Raw genomic sequence first — 18,946 nt, 5'->3', positions numbered from 1 at the left:
CCATGACCGACACGACCGACTACCGCGCGCCCATCCGTGCATTCATCCTGAACCGCTTCCCCGACCTCGAACTTGGCGATGACGACGACATCTTCGCGCTCGGCTTCGTCAACTCGCTGTTCGCCATGGAGCTGGTGATGTTCGTGGAGAAGACCTTCGAGATCAAGGTGCCCAACAACGAGATCCGACTCGACAGCTTCCGCACCGTCCAGCGGATGGGCGAGCTGGTCGCCCGGGTCACCTCCGGCGACCGGGCACCGGTGCTCTGAGGCCGGCCATGACGACCACGACGATCGGCCTCGACCCGCTCGCCGAACCCTCCGAGGTGCGGCACTTCGTCGACGACGAGATCGTGCCGCACGCCGGCGAGTGGGACCGGGCCGAGCGGATCCCCCGGGAACTGCTCGGCCGCATCTCCGAGCTGGGCCTGTGGGCGCCGTTCCTGCCCCCGGAGCACGGCGGCAGCGCCATGCCGTGGACCCTCGTCGGGCGTGTGCACGAGGAGGTGGGCCGCGGCTGCTCCTCCGTACGCAGCCTGCTGACCGTGCACACCATGGTGGCCGGCACCGTGCAGCGCTGGGGCACCGACGAGCAGCGCGCCCGGCTGCTGCCGGCGCTCGCCGCCGGCGAACTGCTGGGCGCCTTCTGCCTGTCCGAGCCGGACAGCGGCAGCGCCGCCGACGCGTCCGGCACCGTCGCCGTCGCGGACGGCGGCGGCTGGACCGTCACCGGCACCAAGAAATGGATCACCGGCGGCCAGGTCGCCGGCCTGCTGCTGCTCTTCGCCCGCACCGGCGACGCGATGTCCGCGTTCCTGGTGCCTGCGGACACACCCGGCATCACCGTCACACCGCTGACCGGCATGATGGGCACGCCCGGCAGCATGCTCGCGCAGATCGACCTCGACGGCGTGCACCTGGGCGCGGAGGCGCTGGTCGGTCCGGAGAACTGGGCGGCCGGGACCGTGATGACGGGCGCGCTGGACCTGGGCCGGTTCAGCGTCGCCTGCGGCAGTGTCGGCGTGATCCGCGCCTGCCTCGACGCCTGCGTGGACTACACCTCACGACGCCAGGTCAAGGGGACCCGACTGGCCGAACTGCCGCTGATCCGCCGCAAGATCAGCGACATGGTGGTGAGCAGTCGCGCCGCCCGGCTGCTGTGCGCCGAGGCCGGCCTGCTCAAGGACGCCGGCGACCCCGCCACCATCATGGCCAGCTGGGTCGCCAAGTACTACGCGTCCACCGCCGCCACCCGGGCCTCCGCGGACGCCGTACAGATCCACGGCGCCAACGGGTTCAGCCCCGAATACCCGGTCGCGCGTCTCTACCGCGACGCCCGCGTCGCCGAGGTCATCGAGGGCAGCACCGAACTCCAGCAGCTCACCATCGCCGACGAGGCATACCGGGAGGCACGACGATGAGTACCGAGACGGTCGCCGGGCAGCAGCCGGAGGCCAAGCCCAAGCGGGGCAGGATCAAGTGCGTGGTGTGGGACCTGGACAACACCCTTTGGGACGGCGTCCTCCTGGAGGACGGCGAGGTCACGGTCCGACCCGAGGTGGTCGCCGAGATCAAGCGCCTGGACGAACTGGGCATACTGCACTCGATCGCCAGCCGTAACGACCACGACGCGGTGATGGCCAGGCTCCGGGAGACCGGCCTGGAGGAGTACTTCCTCCACCCGCAGATCAACTGGAACCCGAAGTCCGACTCGGTGGCCGAGGTCGCCAAGGCGCTCAACCTCAGCGCCGACACCCTTGCCTTCGTCGACGACCAGCCGTTCGAGCGCGAAGAAGTCGCCCACGCGCTTCCCCAGGTGCTCACCGTGGACGCGGCCGACGTCGCGACCGCGCTGCGCACCGCGGACTTCCAGCCCCGATTCGTCACCGACGAGTCGCGCACCCGCCGCGCGATGTACCGCAGCGCCGCGGTCCGCGACCAGGTCGAGCGGGAATACACCGGGACCAGCGAGGAGTTCCTCGCCACCCTCGACATGGTGTTCACCATCGCGCCCGCCCAGGAGGCCGACCTTCAGCGCGCCGAGGAACTGACGCTGCGCACCAACCAGCTCAACTCGACCGGTCGCACCTATTCCTACGACGAACTGGACGAACTGCGCTGTTCCGACGACCATCTGCTGCTGGTGGCCGGACTGACCGACAAGTACGGCAGCTACGGCAAGATCGGCCTGGCCCTGGTGGAGAAGGGCAGCCCGGCCTGGCACCTGCGCATGATGCTGATGTCCTGCCGGGTCATGTCCCGCGGTGTCGGCACCGTCCTGCTCAACCACATCATGGGCCTGGCCAAGACCGACGGGGCCAGGCTGCGCGCCGACTTCGTCGAGACCGGCCGCAACCGCGTCATGTACGTCACCTACGCCTTCGCCGGCTTCACCGAGACCGAGCGCGAGGGCAGCCGGCTCGTGCTGGAATCCACGCTGGACACCATCCAGCCGCCGCCCGCCTACCTGACCCTGGACATCGCCTGAGCGGGAGCAGCCGACCACCATGACCACACACACCAGTGCCGAGGCACCCCCCGGCACCGCCTGGCTGCCCTCGGGGGCGCCCGTGCCCGGCAGCCCCCGGCTGTTCTGCCTGCCGAACGCAGGCGCCGGCGCCGCGGTCTACGCCGGCTGGCACCGCCACGCGACGGGCGGCGTGCAGATCTGCCCCATACAACTGCCCGGCCGCGCCGAGCGGTTCACGGAGCCGCCGTACGACCGCGCCGACAAGCTCGTCGACGCCCTGCTCGACGCCATCGGCGACCGGTTCACCGGGGAGTACGCGCTGTTCGGGCACAGCATGGGCGCCGCCGTGGCGTTCGAGCTGGCGCGGCGCCTGGAGAAGGACGGGCCGACACCGCCCGCCCACGTCTTCGTCTCCGGCCGCGCGGCCCCGCACCTCGCCGAGCCCAACCGCGCGTTGCGGGACCTGCCCCTCGACGCCCTCGTCGCCGAACTGCGCGTCATCGGCGGCACACCCGAGGAGATCCTGCGCGAGCGGGAGCTCATGGAACGCCTCCAGGTGCTGCTGCGCGCGGACTTCGCCGTGAACGAGACCTACCGGTGCCGCGCGGACGAGCCGATCGCCGCGCCGCTGACCGTGTTCGGCGGCGACCGCGACGTACGCGCCCCGGTCGCGTCGCTGCACGCCTGGCAGCCGCTCACCATCGGGCCGTTCGAGGTGCGGGTGTACCCCGGCGGCCACTTCTACCTCAACGACCGGCTCCCGGAACTGGTCGGACTGATGAACCGGTTCGCCCGCCCGACGCAGGAGACACCGGAGGTGTAGCCGCAGTGTTATCCGAGACCGCGGTCCCGGACCGACAAGACCGGCGCGCGGTGCGCCGCGCCAGGATGGGCTGGTACGCCTACGACTGGGCCAACTCCGTCTTCACCACCACGGTCACCACCGTCTTCTTCGGACCGTATCTGACGGACGTGGCACGCGACGCGGCGGAACCGGACGGCATGCTGCGGCCGTTCGGGATCGCCGTGCGCCCCGAGTCGTACTACCCCTACCTGATGGCGATCTCGGTGGTCCTCCAGGTGGCGGTGCTGCCGGCGGTGGCGGGCCTGGCGGCGCGGGTCCGGCGCGGCGCGCTGCTCGGTGCGCTCTCCACCACCGGAGCGCTCACCACCGCCGGCATGTTCGCGATCGGCGACACCGGCTGGGCGCTGGGCGGCGTGCTCTTCGTGGCGGCCACCATCGCGCTGGGCGCGTCGGTCACCGTGGCCGACGGCTACCTGCCGCTGCTGGCCCCGCCTGGCCGCCGCGACCGGGTCTCCACCCAGGCATCCGCCGCCGGATACCTCGGCGGCGGCCTGATACTGGCGGTCGGCCTGGCGGTCTACGCGGCCCACGACCGGCTCGGCCTGTCCGAGGCCCTGGCGGTGCGCCTCAACCTGCTCGCCGCCGGACTGTGGTGGCTGGTCTTCGGACTTATCGCCGTGCGGCTGCTGCGCGGCTACGGCGCACCGGTTCCGTACGCGCCCGGCACCGGCCCGCTGCGCGGCACGCTCGCGGCGGCCCGCGGGCTGCGCGCGCACCCGGCCGCCCTCTGGTTCCTGGCCGCGTTCCTCCTCTACAACAACGGCGTGCAGAGCATGACCTCGCTGGTCGGCACGTACGCGGTCGAACAACTGGAGATCGAGGAGGACCAACTCGTCGTCGCCGTACTCCTGCTGCAGTTCGTAGCGGTCGCGGGCGCGATCGCCGCGGGACGGCTCGCCGAACGCCACGGCGGCTGGCCCGTCCTGCTCGGCTATGTGCTGCTGTTCGTGCTCGCCGGGACCGCGGGCGGACTGCTCCCACCCGGACGCTTCCCGCTGTTCCTGCTGGTCGGCGCCTGGGTCGGCCTGGTACTCGGCGGCCTGTACGCGCTGTCCCGCTCGGTCTTCGCCGCCTTGGTGCCCGGCGAGGTGGTCGGCGAGGCATTCGCGCTCTTCGAGATCGTGAACCGCTGCCTGGGCTTCGCAGGACCTGCGGCCTTCGGGCTGGTGCTGCAGTGGACCGGCAGCTACCGGCTGGCGGGCACCACGATCCTGCTGTTCCTCCTGGCCGGCGGTGTGGTGCTGGTGCTCGGCCGGAGCACCGCACGACGCTTGGACCGGGCCCTGACCGGGGCGGTGGCCGGTGAGTGAGCCGAGGGGGCCACACCGCGTGCTGCTCACCGAGACGACGAGCGCGTCGGCCCGCGAGGTGCTGACCGTGCTCGGCGGCCTCGGCTACCGGGTCGGCGTGCTGGACTCCGGCGGCGTCTCGTTCACCGTGGGCTCGCGCTGGGTGGCACGCCGGCACCGGGTGCCGCCGTTCGCGGCCGGGCCGCTGCGCTGGCTGGACGCGCTGGCCGGGGTGCTGGCGGGCGGCGGCTACGACGTGCTCCTGCCCACCCACGAACAGCTGGTCGCGCTGTCGGCGGACCGGGACCGGTTCGCGGCGCTGGTACCGGGGCTGGCGGTGCCGGACTTCGCCGCCGCGCGGCGCGTGCAGGACAAGGCCGAGGCGGTACGCCTGCTGGAGGAGTTGGGCCTGCCCCAGCCCGAAACCGCCGTACTCGCCACGCCCGACCAGCTGTGCGCCCGCGACGACCTGCTGCCCGGCTACGTCAAACTGCCCGTGGCCACCGCCAGCCGCGGCGTCTGGCCGGTCCGCGACGCCGCTGGACTGCGCCGGGTGGCAGCACTCCCGCAGGTGACCGCCGCCGGCGGCCCGGTGCTGCTCCAACGCGCCCTGACCGGCCCGACGGCCATGATCTCGGCGGTCTTCGACCGCGGCCGGCTGACCGGCGCGCACGCGGCGCTGCGCCGCCGCGACGGCGTTCAGGGCGGTGCCGCGGCCAAGGAGTCGGTACGCCTGCCGGGAGGCGAACGCGACCTGGCCCTGCTGGGCCGGAAGCTGAGCTGGCACGGCCCGCTCTCGGCGGACGCGATCTTGGTCGGCGCAGCACGGGTGCCGCACTACATCGACCTCAACCCCAGGCTGGTCGAGCCGGTCAACGCCCAACTCGCGGGCGCCGCACTGGTCGAACGCTGGCTGTCCGTCTCGACCGGGCACGACCCCGGCCCGCCCGCTCACGGAGCCCCTGGGATACGCACCCACGCACTGCTCCTCGCGCTCATGGGCGCCGCCGCCGGGGGCCGAGGGCGCCGCGCCGTACTCGCCGAACTGGTCGCTGCGGCGACGCGACGCGGCTCGTACACGGCCAGCGCGGAGGAACTGACCCCCGCCTCGGACCCGTTGTGCCGGTTGCCGGTGCTGCTCACCGCCGCGGTGCTGCTGGCCCGCCCGGCGGCCTGGTCGGCGCTGGCGGGCACGGGGGTGCCGCCGCATGCCCTGACGGATGACGGCTGGCGCGAGTTGGTGCGGTCGGCGGGGTCTGTGGGGTGAGCGGGCCGGCGCGCTCCGGACCGGCCGGCAGGCGGCTCGGCATCGGCGAGGAGTCCGGCGTCGGCGTGCCGGGGCAGGCGGGCGGCGCGGGGGCGTTTGCGCGTCGGGGCGGTGACTGGTCCCGGTTGCCGCCGCTCTTCACGGCGGTGCCGGGCGCTGCCCTACCGGGTGGCGTGGTCGCCCGCCCGTCGGCCGGGGCGGGCTTGCCGCCGTATGTCCCGACGGGTGAGGCGGCGGGAGTCGGCGGGGCGACGGGCTGAGCGATCACCGCCACACCCCCAACAGCCGGCGGGCGCAAGGAGGCGGTTTGGCGCCGTGCGCCCGGCCGGCGGGAGCTCACACCTGGGCCGCGCGTCCCTCCCCGCCGAGCAGCCGGGCACAGACGACGGCCGTGCCCGCGGCGGCGACGACCAGCAGCACACCGCACGCACCGACAGTGGCGGCGACGTCGCCGGTGAGCGACCCGTTGAACGCCCGCAACGCCCAGTGACCGGGGGAGAGCGGCGCGAGCGGACGGACCCACTCGGGCATCATGTCCAGCGGCACCACCGCCCCGGCCACCCCGCTCAGCAGGATCCCGCCGATGTCGTACGTCGCGGACATCTGCTCCAGGCTGCGGGCCACCACACCCAGCGCGGCGCCGAGCCCGAGCAGGGCCAGCGACCAGCACAGCACGGTCGAGCAGAGCAGCACCGGCTCAGCGACCGGTATCCCCAGCACTGCCACGCCGAACAGCAGCACGAGCACCTGCTGGCAGACGAGCGCGCCGAACACCGGCACCGACTTGCCCACCAGTATCTCCAGGGGGCGCGCCGGCGAGGCCCGGATGCGGTTCCAGGTGCGCCAGATCCGCTCGGAGAACACCGCGTTGCCGACGATGTTCAACGCCAGCAGCGAGAACACGACGAGCCCACCGGTCACCACCTGGATCTCGCCGGAGGTCTCGCCGTGCGTGGCGACGTAGAGCCCGCGCATCAGCAGGACGAAACCGAGCGGCAGCACCAGCCGGCTGATCAGCGGCCCTGGCTCGCGCAACAGCAGTGTCGTGTTGTGCCGGACGAGCGCCGAGACGCGGACGACGGCCTCCCTATTCCGCATCCTCGGCCTCCCGCGCAGCAGCCTCCGCGGCTCGGCCCGTCGACGCGTTCGGCCGGCCGGCCAGGGTGACCTTCCGGGGCGTCGCGGACGGTCCCGTGGACGCCGGCACCGCCGCCTTCTCCTCATCCTGGCCCTCGGCTCCGGCGGGCAGGGCACCGAGCGTCTCGAACAGGTTGTCCAGGCCCGGGCGGTCGACGTCCACGAACGTCGGACTGCACCCGGCGACCACCAGGGCCGCCAGATCGGCGGGCGGGTCCATGCTGGTGAGGCGCCACTCGTCCTGCTCCCGCACCGCGCGCCTGGCCAACTCGGGCGGCAACTGCGCGGGCCCGCCGGCGCCGAACCGCAACCGCACGGTGCTCGGCAGCCCGTTGAGCAGGCTCGACTGCTCGCCCCGTGCCACCACACGGCCCCGGCGTATCACCGCCAACGTGGCCACCAGATCGGTCAGTTCCGGCAGATAGTGCGTGGTGTAGACGACCGCGGCACCGGCCTCGGCGCGCGTCCGCACGCTGCGCAGCAGCGCCGCCCGGGTCTGCGGATCGGCACCCGCCGTGGGCTCGTCGAGCAGCAGCAGCGGCGGATTGCCGATCATCGCGCTGGCCGCCTGCACCCGCCGCTGCTGGCCGCCCGAGATGAGCGCCACGGGCCGGTCCAGCACGTTCTCCAGCATCAGTTCGGCGGCGAGCCGCCGGATCGCGTCGTGCCGCACGGAACGGCGCAGCCCCGTCAGCGCACCGAACAACTGCAAGTTGTCACGCACTGTGGCGGTGGGATAGAGAGCGATCTCCTGCGGGCACACGCCGATCAGCTTCTGGGCCGAACGCGGTCCGCGCAGCGCGTCGGTCCCGTAGATCGTCAACTCCCCGGCGTCCGGCTTGACCAGCCGTGTCACCACTTCGACGAACGTCGTCTTGCCCGCTCCGTTGTGCCCGATCAGGCCGGTGATCTCGCCTGCCTCGACGTGCAGATCGAAACCGTCCAGCGCGCGGACCTCTCCGTAGCGCTTGACCAACCCGGCTGCTGTGAGCAAGACCATCTCCCAAACGGTTGGGCGGCGTGGGCGGAGCCGGCCCGGCCGCCGCGTCGGCGGCCGGCGGGCCACGCCCATCATCGCAGGGCTTCCCCGGGCGTATGCCGGGGGGAATGCTTGCCGAACGTCCACTTCAGGCTGAGCCCGGTCGCGGTGCCGCCGGGCTGCTCGCACAGCCGGGGCACGACCCGCGCCGAGAACGCGCGCACCACGGCCTCACGCGCGTCCCGCTCCGGCAGTTCGGGGAAGTACTCCTCGGCGTTCGACGGGACCAGCAACGTGTCGAGCAGTTCATCGGGGAGTATCTCGAAATTCTGCTGGTGGACGCTGCCGGTGAAGTGGGCGTCGAAGATCTCGACGAGCGTGTCGGCCCGGTTCGGGGCGGGCAGGATGCGCCGCCCGGCCCGCTTGTCGGTCTCGGCGGAGTGCGCGGCGTGCACCCGGGCCACCGCCTCGCGCACCTGTGCCGGCAGCGTCTCGTCGACCGGCGGGGTCAGCACACTCTGCCGGATCGCCCGGTTCGCGTCGTGGAACAAAAACGCCTCGGGGCCGGCCGGACCGATGTCCGGGGCGGTCCACAGCAGCATGCCGCCGGGGTTGACCAGGCGGGCCAGATCGGCGGCGAGCTTCATGAGTGACTTCGGCGGGATGAGGTGGAAGACCATGCTGGCCAGGACGATGTCCACCGTGTCCGCGCCCATGATCTCGGCCATGGTGCGGAACGTGCCGTCCGGCCCACGCAGTTCGTGGAACCGCGTCCAGGGGTGCCCGCCCAGGAGCCGCTCGCCCTGGTCGAACCACGGTGTGCGGATGTCGGCCAGGTGCATCTCCAGCTTCATCCCGGAGTCGGCGATGAGCCGGTCGGTGCGCCGCTCGGTCAGCGCCTTGAGCAGCTCGATCGCACCGAGCCCGGTGCCCGCGCCGTAGTCGAGCACCCGGATGGTCCGCCCGGGGCCGCCGGTGGCGATCCGCCGCTCGATGGTGTGCAGCGCCTGGGCGACGATCCAGCCGGTGGGCTCGGCCGCCCACGGGCGCGGACGCCGGGTGTCGCCACCGGCGAACAGCAGCTCGTGCAGGCCCCGTCCGTCGTCCTGGGGCAGCGCGGCCTCCTCGGGGGACAGCGGCACAGCCGGCACATACGGGGTGGTGCGGTCCTCCACCGGCAGCAGACGATGGAGACTGACGGCCACGAACGGCTGGTCGGCCGGGTAGCGGCGGCTCTCGTACGGGACGGTCTCCAGGCCGGCCGCGCGGCAGCACTGCAACCACCGGTCGTGCCCGACCGGGTACTGGTGTGACAGGCCGTGGCAGGCATCGAGCGCCACGCTCTGCAAGCGCCCGGGGAACCGCCGTGCCACCTGCGGCGCGATCGTGTGCGCCGCCAGTACCACCAGGCCGTGCCGGCGCACATACGGTGCCCAGCGCCGCAGATGCTCGACCAGGTCCCGCTCGACCGCCTCGTCCGGAACCGGACGGCCATCCGCGTCCACATACGCGCCGTCGCCCGCCCCGGGCACACTCACCGGGCCGGGCCCGCCGCCGGTGCCCCGGTAACGCCGGGCTTGATCGGCGAACGCGCGCACATGCAGGCCCTCGCCCATGGGCAGCCCGTGCCGGGCAAGCTCCGCCGCGATCCGCCCGGGCTCGTCGACCGTGCCCTCGACCAGAACGGCCGGCACGTCGTGCTCGCCCAGCAGCGCGCGCGCCGTCTCCAGCGCGACCGGGTCGCCGTCGACGCCCACCATCACCACCGGGTACGCGTCGAGGACGGTGCCGCGCGCGGTCCGGTCGCGGATCGCCTGGTGGATGTCGCGCAGCCGGCTGCCGTTGCCGCAGCCGACCTCGACGACGAACCGGGGCTGCTCCGCTGGCGAGGGGCGGTTGAAGAGGTCGAGCACCACGGTCAGCAGATCCTCGTCGTACCGGACGTGCGCGGCGCGCCCGGCGCGGGCGTTGAGCGCGCGGTCGACGTACCGAGCGGGATCGGGCTCTGCGGCCTCGCTCCGCCCGGTCGCGTGCTGTGCTGTCAGAGACCGTGCGCTACCGCCCGCCGCTGCGCCGCCGAGCAGGCCGTCCAGGCGGGCCAGCAGCGGCAGGTAGGAGCCCACGACACCGAACCCGGCAGGGAATGGGTCGGCGTGCGAGAAGTGCTCGCCGGCGATGCTGAGCAGTTTGTCCACTTCGGGGGAGGGCGGCTGCTCGGCGGCCCCGGCGAGCACCGCCGGGATCAGCAGCGCGCCGTCCAGATGACCGGTGATGATCCCGGCCTGTTCCGGCGGCAGGCCGTCGGTGTCCCAGCGCGCCGCCATCCGCGGCATCAGCGCCGAACACAAGGGGCCGGCCGCCTCCCACGCGGCCGGCCAGCCGTCGCGGCCGGCATCGGCGAACGCGCCGAGATAGCGGCCGACCGCGAGATAGTCGCCGTGGTACGCGACTACGGCGGCCCCGGCCTCGGTCCACCGCGGCGGGCGTCCCCGGCGATCGACCGGGAAACCGGTCAGCCACCCCTGGCCGGCCAGGGCGCGCAGCACCACACGCAGACGGCCGAACGCCGGATCCGGCAGGTCGGCCATGTGCCGGCGCATGAATTCCTCGTCCGCGATTCCCGGGAGAATGCCTGCGCCGTCCAGTGCGGCAAGGGCGCTGGACAGCACGATTCCGTCCTGCGCGAGAAAGGCCGCACGGCGTGCCGAGCGATGGCCTGTCTCGGAGGGAGCTATGACGTCGATCGGTTCCGGATTGGGCATGCTCATCCTTGGGGTCGACCGGTCGGTGGACAGGCGAAGGCGGCGCTGCGGGCATTTGTGAAGTCCGGTGCCGTCACTCGGCGGGTCGCCATCGGCGCCGGTCTGTGAGTCAGAATTCGACGGGCCTCAGACAGGGGCGCTCCTCCCGTGCCCGGGCGGGCCGGCGCCCGGACTGTCCGGCCGCCGGTACGGACTTCGCATGGCGCGTACAGGCAGGGCGCCGGGCATACTGTCACCGGTCCGGTCGCCGATCACATCCGGCGGCCTTCCATGACAGGTTCAAAAGTGGACAAGCGGCGTGCCACGGTACTCCTTCGGAAAGCAGTGAAGAAGCGACCGGTTCCCTGCGGAATTCGTCGCGGATTCTTCGGTCTGGGCGCACGCGGCGAATGCGCGTGCGTGGGGTGGAGCGCTAATCGAGGCTCCCACGAAAATAGAAAACCGAAGACGCCGCAGATACCCCTGTCTGCCCGAACGGCCATTGTTAGGGGTCCCGATGAGGACACTCGCCCCTTATCGCCCGTGGTCGGCCCGAGCACCGCGTCCGGAACGGTCCGGATGCCCGCACGACACCAGGACCAGCACACGGAGCGAGGGATGTCCGGCCCCGCCGTCGTTGCGGCGGTGCCCGGCGAACCCGGCTTGGTCGGCCGGGCTGTCAGGCACGGCCACCAGGATGCCGTCGACAGCGCAGACGAGAAGGCCCCGCCACCAGGCTCCCACGGCGCTGATCCCGGCGGCCGGCCCGCGCAGCAGGTCGAACAAGCGCCGCAGCCGCACAGTCCCGGCCCGCCTGCATGTCTGAGCCATGGCACTGGCCGTCGGAGTCGCTGTCCGAAGCCCGTCCGGCCCGGCGGCCGGCCGGTGCCACGCAACACAAGGCGTGCGACTTCTTCGTCTCGGTGTTGTGCATGATCCGTCTGTGCCGCGTACAAAAAACTGCTGTGCACCGTCTCGCGCACCTCTGCGATCATCCCCGAATGGCGCACAGTCTCGAATCGCTGGTCATCCGGCACACCCACCGCCTGCCCTCACCCAAGGGCTCCGCCGGGGAAGGAGCTGTCGCCGCTCGGCAGTTCGACGCGGCACTGACATCCGTGGGCTTCAAGCTCTCGGCGGAGCTGCTGGAGCGGCTGTCGGGGCTGTCCGAGGCCGCGGTGGTGCACACCGCCAAGCGGACACTGCGCACCGTGAGCGAGATGGTGGGCGACCACGTCCGGCACAACTCGTACTTCATCGACTTCCCGGCGAACGTACCGGACACCGAAGAGTTCTGGATGCAGTGCGTGGCGAAAGCGCTCGGCGACGAGAAGTCGCGCGAGAACGTGCTGACACAGCTGCGGCACGGGGTGCTGGACTTGCTCAGCCTCCCCACGTACGGCCGGTACCAGCACACCTACGAGGACATGCTCGCGGCGCAGGACGAACTGATCGCCTCGGCGGGCGACCGGGTCACCGTCCTGCATCTCGGCCGGGACCTGGACGACGAACTCACCGACCTGTACCTGGCCCTGGCCGGCAGCACGACCCCGCTGGGCGAGGACGACCTGCGCGACCTCAAGACCCTCGCCGAGCGGTGCGCGCTCGGCCCCCAGCCGGAGGCGATCCCGGTCAGGGAGAACCGGGCGGTCATCAACGAGGCCCGGCTCGGCGTCGGGGCGGACCTCCTCCTCGACACCGTCACCGATGTGCTGCGGCTGGCCTGCGCACTGTCGGGCGGCGACGTGACGCTGCAGGAGCCGACCCGCTTCCGGGCGCTGCCGCGGCCGCTGCGCCGGGGACTGCTCGCGGGTCTCGACACCGTGGTCGCGGCGAACCCCGCGAAGCTCGCTGATGTGCACGCGCACCGGGAGCCCTTCAAGCGGCTCGGCGAGCGTCTCCACCCGCACGAGCACCCGCGCTGGCCGCACGCCGCCGAAGTGTTCGCGGTCGCGCGGGGCGAGAAGGAGGCACGGTCCTTCGACAGCCGGATCGAGAAGCTGCTCGACGCGTATGACGTCCTCAGTGCGGTGAAGCTGCTGAAGTCCGCTCCCGGCAAGCTGTTCCGCGCCCTGGACCTCCTGCTGCGCATCGCCGCCGACCAGGAGGAACGGGACGCGGTGGTGGCTGCCGCGGTGCAGGTCGCTCCCCACGTCTCCGGCAGGGTCGTGCTCTCGGTGCGCGAGCATCTCCACAACCGGGCACGTGAGAGCGGCGAACCCCGGGTCTTCGTCAACCGCCGGGGCCGCGCCTGGGTGACCCCCGACTTCCGACCGCCGGTACCGGCCGCCGACCGCGATCGTCTGATCGCCGCCCTCGACGCCGAGATGCGTCGTCGGCTCCCGGCGCCGGGCCGGCTGCTGCTCGACCCCGATGTCCTCGACGTGGCGCTTCCGCTCAGCGGCCGGGCAACCGCGGCCGGGCTCGGCGTACTGCCGCGCGGGTCGGTCTCCGCGGTCGACGGCGAGCAGCTGCGCTTCTTCGTGTACTGGAAAGAGACCAAGGACCGGACCGACTACGACCTGTCGGCGCTGCTTCTCCACGCCGACTACAGCACCGATTGCTGGCTCTCGTACACGTCCCTCAAGGCCGTCGGGGGCGAGCACTCGGGCGACATCACCGAGGCGGCCGACGGGGCCTCGGAATTCATCAGCCTGTCCCTGGACCGAGTGCGCAGCACATTCATCGTTCCGCAGGTCAACATCTACGCCGGCGAAGGCTTCGAGGAGGTCGAGGAATCGTTCTTCGGCTTCATGCTGCGCGATGGTGAGCGCAAGGGCCGGCCGTTCGAGCCGCGCACAGTGCGGATGAAGTCGGAGCTGCGTGGGGCGGGCCGGGTGGCGCTGCCGCTGGTGTTCCAACGCGGGGGCGATGGCCGCTGGCGCGCGAAGTGGCTGCACCTGTATCTGAAGGGCATCTCGGCGGCCAACCGGGTCGAGGAGAACCAGGTATCCGTGTCGAAGGTGGTGCGCGCCATCGTGGAGCGCGAGCAGTTGACGGTGGGGTACCTGATCGGCCTGATGTCCGGCGACACCACGACCGTGGACCTGTGGGACGGCGAGCCGGTCCCGGACGAGCCCGTGACGTACATCGGCCTCGAACGTCCCGAGGGACTGCATCGGGACTCACGGATCATCACTCCCGAGAATCTGCGTGACGTGATTCCGGGCTGAGTGCTAGCGTTGCCCACGGCGAGGCCATGAGGGGGCTTCCTTCTCAACTCCTTTCTGAAACGAGTCTCTTCGCTTTCCTCGCCGCCGACCTCGACCGGGAGGCGCCCGCTCGGCGCCTCCCGGTTCTCGTATGCACCGGTACCCCCACACCCGGGAAAGCCCGGATGACGGGGCACCGGGTCGACTGCCCTTCTGGGCCCAGGGCTTGGGCGAAGTCGAGTGATGTCCGGTTCGTGATCACGCGAGGCCGAGCAGACCCGCTGTCGAGGCCAGCACGCGTGCCGGGGCATCGGCGATCCACTCGCTGACCGCTGGCAGCGAGGTCGCCTCGGCCGGCACGGCAGAGGCGGTGAGTGCGAGCACGACGGCCAGAGGGTGGCGCACCCCGCGCGGATCCCGCGGGGTCCGGCACCTCGGCTAGCCGCTCCAGCAGGTCCGGGACCCCCTCGGATACGACGTCGGGATGCTCGCGGAGCTGGTCAAGGGCAGGCGAGATCAGCGATGCTGCGTCGGCAGGCACGGTCTTCCACTCGGATCACGGGGCGCAGAGAACTCCATGATCTTGGAACCTGTGCCTGTCACGTTCCGGGGGGCACGAAGGCGTCCCCGGGGCAGTCCCGACACGGCGCGTAGGCATCCCCGTCAGGGGCTCCCGCCGCGGCCAACACCGGGCTGACCGTTCGTGGTCGGGGGCTGGCCGCGATACGGGCCGGAGCGTGGTCGGGGCTGTGGTCGCCCCGGCCACCGTGGGTGACCCTGCCGTTTCCGGGCGATCCCGGGGTGGGGATGTTCCAGGCAACCGACGGAACTCGCTGACCTGCGGAGAGGTGCTTCGCTTTGTGTCACGTTCCCGTGCTGAGGTGTGAGGGTTCCCGGTGAACTTCTGTCCGTCAGCATCATCGGCTTGGGGGTTCGCGCCGGTTCTCAGATGGGGGGCCGGCTGGACGCGATGACTTCGAGAGCGGTGATGAGGTGGGCGGCCGAGAGCGTTGCTCAGCGTCCGCTTCGGTGAACTACCGGCTCATAGCGGGCGCGGCGAGCGCTTACTCGCGGCAACGCGCCCGCATGATTCGAAACAACTTTGTCCATGGCATTCGCCAAGGAGGGAACATGTCAGCAGCCTGCTCTCGAATGCGTGGCGCCGCCATCATCGCGGCCGCACTGCTGACCACGGCAGCCTCAGCTACCGCAACGTCTGCGGCCGAACCGCACAGCGCCACGGCCATCGCCGCCCCATTCGATGGGGGCATCTCATACCTGCCGACCACGCTGGACCTGCAGCCGACCGCGTCGCGCACATGGACCGATACCAGCCTTCAGGTGACCCTTCCCCGGGCTGGCACCTACGACCTGGACGTCAACGTTCGTGGCGTCATCGACGGCTACACCCCGGTCAACACCTGGATCAGCGCCCGGCTCCTCAACGTCAACTCCGGCGCAGTCCTGCCGAACAGTGAGCGTCTCGTGACACAGGTGGCGCAGGGGAACACCACCGGTGTCCTGATCGGTACGAATGACACGGCACCGATCAGCGAACGCATCACAGTGAACAGACCAACAGTCATCCGGCTGCAGGGGATGCGCGTCAACTTCACCGGCGCATCCAACCGGGCCGAGATCCTCTCAAGCGACGTCGGCCGCACGTCGTTCCGCTACGAACGAGTCTGAGGCGTTCCCGAACGGGGCAGGCCCGACACGAACACCGTTGACCGGCCTACGCCCGGTGTTTCCGTCACCTGCCCCGCCACACTTCGTCGGTTCTCCGTTCCCGGGGCGGGGTCGGCGCCTGCACCGCGCAGGCCACGCAGGCGGTCGGCTCACTGCTGCTGCTCGGCCTGCTCGCCGCGCCCGCGGGAGCCGCACATCGGCTTCCCCAACGCCCGTACCACGCCCTGACGTTGTCGGCCGCACTCGCGGTCGCCGAGATGTGGACGGGACTGGCTCTCAGCTATGCCGTGCCGGTACTGCCGCCGAGCTTCGCCATCCTGGCGACGGCGACGGCCGTGTACGCGGTGTCGGTGATCGCCGTTCGCCCTCGACGGGGTGTGGCGGTGTGACGTCGGCTCAGCGCGGGGTGTGCATGCCGATGCGGCCAGGGCACGCAGAGGGTGAAGTCGGCGGGGAACGCGGGATTGCTCCATGGTGACGGAGGTGTAGGCGCTCCGAGCTCGGTTCAGCGGGGATCGCGCATGCCGAGCCGCAGGTGCTCGATGTGGTGGACGGCTTGGTCGAGGAGTTGGGCGACGTGGTCGTCGTAGAGGCGGTAGACGACGCGGCGGCCGTCGCGTCGGCCGGTGACCAGGCCCAACGCGCGCAGCAGGCGCAGTTGGTGGGAGACGGCGGACTGTTCCATGCCGATGTCGGCGGCGAGTTCGGTGACGGAGACGCCCGACGACTCCGCCTGCCGCAGGGCGGTCAGGATCAGCAGCCGGGAGGGGGTGGCCAGGGCCTGGAGCGTGGTGGCCACGGACGCGGCGGTGGCCACGTCGAGGCGGGCGGCCGCGATCACCTCGCGGCCGCCGTCGGCCTCGTCGGCCCCTACCGTTTCACCGGCGTGCACGGATCCGGGCCTCACGCGGTGGGCGGACGAACTGCAGCTCCAGGGCGGCCGGGGGCGCCGCCACACCGGGCCCGCCCTCGGCGGCCCAACGCAGCAGCTCCTCCGTGCAGTCCTCGGCCATGGCGAAGCCGATCCAAGTGACCCTGCCCCCGGCCCGCCGGCCGGCCGCGGAGGGCTGGACGACGATGACGTTGGCCTGGTCGCAGGGGCCGAGGCAGTCCGTCGTACGGACGTGGAAGCCGTGCTCGGCGGCACCGGCGCGCAGCCGCTCCAACTGCCAGGTGTGGTCGGTGCCGGGGTGCTTGCGGGCGTTGCCGCAGCAGCAGCCCCGGCAGACGACCAGTGTGCAGGGCCTGTTCCGTGCGGCGCCGACGGTCACCGTGCGTGTCGTACGGGGGTTCACAGGTCGGTCCTGGACGGTACGCCTTGTGCCCGGACGCGGCCGTCCCGGTGGGCGCTGATCAGCAGATGAGGGCCGGCCCAGGCGAGCGCCGCGACCGCTGTGCCATCGCCTTCGAGTGTGCGCGCCGGGTGCAGCCGGGCCTGCGGCGGGCCGGCGGTGGCGTGCCACAGCGCCACCGTGCCGTCGTCTCCCCCGCTGGCGAGATGGCCGGCGGCCCCCGGCCGCCAGGTGAGCGCGGTGACCGTCTCGTGGCAGCGCAGGGAGCGCGGCGCGGTGCCCTCCGGACCCTTTCCGGAGAAGTCCCACACCGTCACGTCCGGCGCGCCGTCGGCGGCCAGCCAGAACCCGGTCTCGTCGAACGCGAGCCGGGTGACCTTCCCCGGATAGCCGGACATGGTCAGTTCACTGCCGTCACGCGTGCGCCAGATGTGGATGGACGCGTCCTGGTTGCCGCTGCAGATCCACTTCCCGGTCGGCGCGACGGCGAGCGCCAGGTGCGAGCCGACGTAGGGGTACGTGACCACGGGCTTCTCGGTGTGCCGCTCATGGCCCCGCACCGCGCCGTACGCGGCCACGGCCAGCCGCCGCCCCTGCCGCAGCCACGCGAGGTCGGTGACCGTCGACGCGGCGGGCTCCGTACGCCACAACTCGCCGCCATCCGCGTCCAGTACGAGGGCGCGTCGGCCGGAGGCGACCGCGACTCGCTGATGGTCCGCCCAGGCGGCGGTCGCCGACCAGGCACCGGATTCCCGGACCGTCGTACGGCCGTCCGTGCGCCGCCACAGGGCGTATCCCATGGGCCCCGTGGCCGCCAAGTGCTGTGCGTCCGGTGAGAGTTCGACGCGCAGCGCCCCGCCGGGAAGGGTCAGCGCCCCGATCTCGGCGCCGAACGCGGCGTCCAGGACCCGTACCGTGCCCTCGGCCCCCGCGACCGCCACCAGATCCCCTCGCGCGCTGAGCGCGACCGGGGCGTCGTCGACGGTGACGTCCCAGGCGAGCGCGGCTTCCAGGCCGACGCCGGCGCTCACGCGACGGCTCCCGCCGTGGCCAGGCAGGCGGCGAAGCCGCGCTCCAGCGCATCCCGGTCGAGATCGCGGCCGATGAAGACGAGCTTGTTGCGGCGCCCCTCACCGTCCCGCCAGTCCCGGCCGAACTCGCCGTCCAGCAGCATGTGCACGCCCTGGAAGACGTACTGCTTCGGTGCCCCGGCGATCGCGAGGATGCCCTTGGAGCGGAAGATGTCGACGCCCTTGGTGCGCAGAAGGTTGCCCAGCCAGGCGTTGAGGCGCCCCTCGTCGAGCTCGCCGGGCAGGTCGATGCCGACCGAGGTGACGGTCAGGTCGTGCTGGTGCTCGGTCTCGGTGAGGAAGGACGGGTCGTCGGCGAGCACCCGCTCCAGGTCGAACGCGCCCACGTCCAGAACCTGTTGGAGGTCGACCTCGGCGTGCCGGGCCGGGATGACGCGTACGCCGTTGTTGATGGCGCGGATACGCCGGACGACCTCCACGATCGTTTCGTCGTCGGCCAGGTCGGTCTTGTTGAGCACCACCCGGTCGGCGAAGGCGATCTGTTCGACGGCTTCGTTCTCCACGCCCTCGGGCTTGACCTCGTCCAGGTGCTGGAGCACGTGGGCGGCGTCGACGAGGGTGACGATGGCGTCGAGGCGCAGCCGGGCGGCGATCTCGTCGTCCATGAAGAAGGTCTGCGCGACGGGCGCCGGGTCGGCGAGACCGGTGGTCTCGATGAGGATGTGGTCGAACTTCTCGCGGCGGCGCATCAGCGCGCCCAGGATGCGGATGAGATCTCCTCGGACGGTGCAGCAGATGCAGCCGTTGTTCATCTCGAAGATCTCTTCCTCGGCGTCGAGGACGAGCGCGTCGTCGATGCCGACCTCACCGAACTCGTTCTCGATGACGGCGATCCGCATCCCGTGGTTCTCGGTGAGGATGCGGTTGAGCAGGGTCGTCTTGCCCGAGCCGAGGAAGCCGGTCAGTACGGTGACGGGGACACGTTCGTCGCGCGGTTCGCGGGGTTCGCGCGTTTCCGGGGTGGTCAAGTCGGGC

Annotated in this window: 18 protein-coding genes; 9 read left to right on the top strand and 9 right to left on the bottom strand. The window is 71.7% G+C overall.

Annotation, left to right across the window (positions count from 1 at the left end):
* The first annotated feature begins 2 nt into the window (after positions 1-2).
* Genes AC27LF_RS36635 through AC27LF_RS36610 form a run of 6 tightly spaced genes read left to right on the top strand, consistent with a single transcriptional unit; the run spans position 3 to position 5,890 of the window.
* Positions 3-269 (top strand): acyl carrier protein, encoded by a 267-nt coding sequence (locus AC27LF_RS36635; protein ID WP_479664375.1) that lies wholly within the window; start codon positions 3-5, stop codon positions 267-269.
* 8 nt (positions 270-277) lie between these two features.
* Positions 278-1,420, top strand: a complete 1,143-nt coding sequence (locus AC27LF_RS36630) for an acyl-CoA dehydrogenase family protein (protein ID WP_479664376.1) — start codon at positions 278-280, stop codon at positions 1,418-1,420.
* Complete coding sequence (locus AC27LF_RS36625; RefSeq protein WP_479664377.1) at positions 1,417-2,487, top strand: HAD-IIIC family phosphatase; 1,071 nt, start codon at positions 1,417-1,419, stop codon at positions 2,485-2,487. The genes AC27LF_RS36630 and AC27LF_RS36625 overlap by 4 nt, the downstream gene beginning before the upstream one ends.
* 19 nt (positions 2,488-2,506) lie before the next feature.
* Entirely contained in the window at positions 2,507-3,292 is a 786-nt protein-coding gene (locus AC27LF_RS36620) for a thioesterase II family protein (RefSeq protein WP_479664378.1), read from the top strand.
* 5 nt (positions 3,293-3,297) lie between these two features.
* A complete protein-coding gene (locus tag AC27LF_RS36615) occupies positions 3,298-4,644 on the top strand; it encodes an MFS transporter (RefSeq protein WP_479664379.1) in 1,347 nt (448 codons plus the stop codon).
* 19 nt (positions 4,645-4,663) lie between these two features.
* Positions 4,664-5,890: a hypothetical protein gene (locus AC27LF_RS36610; RefSeq protein ID WP_479664380.1), complete on the top strand. Its 1,227-nt coding sequence runs from the start codon at positions 4,664-4,666 to the stop codon at positions 5,888-5,890.
* A gap of 336 nt (positions 5,891-6,226) precedes the next feature.
* On the opposite strand, the gene AC27LF_RS36605 is transcribed toward AC27LF_RS36610, so the two are convergent.
* The 4 genes from AC27LF_RS36605 to AC27LF_RS36590 form a co-directional block, all read right to left on the bottom strand.
* Positions 6,227-6,988, bottom strand: coding sequence for an ABC transporter permease (locus tag AC27LF_RS36605; protein ID WP_479664381.1), 762 nt, complete (start codon positions 6,986-6,988; stop codon positions 6,227-6,229).
* Complete coding sequence (locus tag AC27LF_RS36600; RefSeq protein WP_479664382.1) at positions 6,978-8,027, bottom strand: ABC transporter ATP-binding protein; 1,050 nt, start codon at positions 8,025-8,027, stop codon at positions 6,978-6,980. Before AC27LF_RS36600 ends, AC27LF_RS36605 begins: the two co-directional genes overlap by 11 nt.
* Before the next feature lie 71 nt (positions 8,028-8,098).
* Positions 8,099-10,768, bottom strand: coding sequence for an AprA-related methyltransferase (locus AC27LF_RS36595; protein ID WP_479664383.1), 2,670 nt, complete (start codon positions 10,766-10,768; stop codon positions 8,099-8,101).
* 513 nt (positions 10,769-11,281) lie between these two features.
* Positions 11,282-11,578: a hypothetical protein gene (locus tag AC27LF_RS36590; protein WP_479664384.1), complete on the bottom strand. Its 297-nt coding sequence runs from the start codon at positions 11,576-11,578 to the stop codon at positions 11,282-11,284.
* 170 nt (positions 11,579-11,748) lie between these two features.
* On the opposite strand from AC27LF_RS36590, the gene AC27LF_RS36585 reads away from it, so the two are divergent.
* On the top strand, positions 11,749-13,920 hold the full coding sequence (locus AC27LF_RS36585) for a TerD family protein (RefSeq protein WP_479664385.1): 2,172 nt from the start codon (positions 11,749-11,751) through the stop codon (positions 13,918-13,920).
* Between the two features lie 237 nt (positions 13,921-14,157).
* Here AC27LF_RS36585 and AC27LF_RS36580 read toward each other — a convergent pair whose 3' ends face one another.
* Positions 14,158-14,283, bottom strand: coding sequence for a hypothetical protein (locus AC27LF_RS36580; RefSeq protein WP_479664386.1), 126 nt, complete (start codon positions 14,281-14,283; stop codon positions 14,158-14,160).
* A 747-nt stretch (positions 14,284-15,030) separates the two neighbouring features.
* On the opposite strand from AC27LF_RS36580, the gene AC27LF_RS36575 reads away from it, so the two are divergent.
* Positions 15,031-15,588 (top strand): hypothetical protein, encoded by a 558-nt coding sequence (locus AC27LF_RS36575; protein ID WP_479664387.1) that lies wholly within the window; start codon positions 15,031-15,033, stop codon positions 15,586-15,588.
* A gap of 68 nt (positions 15,589-15,656) precedes the next feature.
* Positions 15,657-15,977: a metal ABC transporter permease gene (locus AC27LF_RS36570; RefSeq protein WP_479664400.1), complete on the top strand. Its 321-nt coding sequence runs from the start codon at positions 15,657-15,659 to the stop codon at positions 15,975-15,977.
* Between the two features lie 116 nt (positions 15,978-16,093).
* On the opposite strand, the gene AC27LF_RS36565 is transcribed toward AC27LF_RS36570, so the two are convergent.
* The 4 genes from AC27LF_RS36565 to AC27LF_RS36550 are packed head-to-tail and all read right to left on the bottom strand — an operon-like array spanning position 16,094 to position 18,939.
* A complete protein-coding gene (locus AC27LF_RS36565; protein WP_479664388.1) occupies positions 16,094-16,480 on the bottom strand; it encodes an ArsR/SmtB family transcription factor in 387 nt (128 codons plus the stop codon).
* The gene (locus tag AC27LF_RS36560; RefSeq protein WP_479664389.1) at positions 16,467-16,883 is read right to left on the bottom strand and encodes a (2Fe-2S) ferredoxin domain-containing protein; all 417 of its coding nucleotides are present in this window, start codon (positions 16,881-16,883) and stop codon (positions 16,467-16,469) included. Before AC27LF_RS36560 ends, AC27LF_RS36565 begins: the two co-directional genes overlap by 14 nt.
* Positions 16,880-17,911 (bottom strand): WD40 repeat domain-containing protein, encoded by a 1,032-nt coding sequence (locus AC27LF_RS36555; protein WP_479664390.1) that lies wholly within the window; start codon positions 17,909-17,911, stop codon positions 16,880-16,882. The genes AC27LF_RS36560 and AC27LF_RS36555 overlap by 4 nt, the downstream gene beginning before the upstream one ends.
* A complete protein-coding gene (locus AC27LF_RS36550; RefSeq protein WP_479664391.1) occupies positions 17,908-18,939 on the bottom strand; it encodes a CobW family GTP-binding protein in 1,032 nt (343 codons plus the stop codon). Before AC27LF_RS36550 ends, AC27LF_RS36555 begins: the two co-directional genes overlap by 4 nt.
* Positions 18,940-18,946 lie beyond the last annotated feature (7 nt).

This window comes from Streptomyces diversicolor (assembly GCF_057537855.1).
Note: the sequence above shows the minus strand (reverse complement) of the source record. Positions and strands in the feature narration are given on the sequence as shown.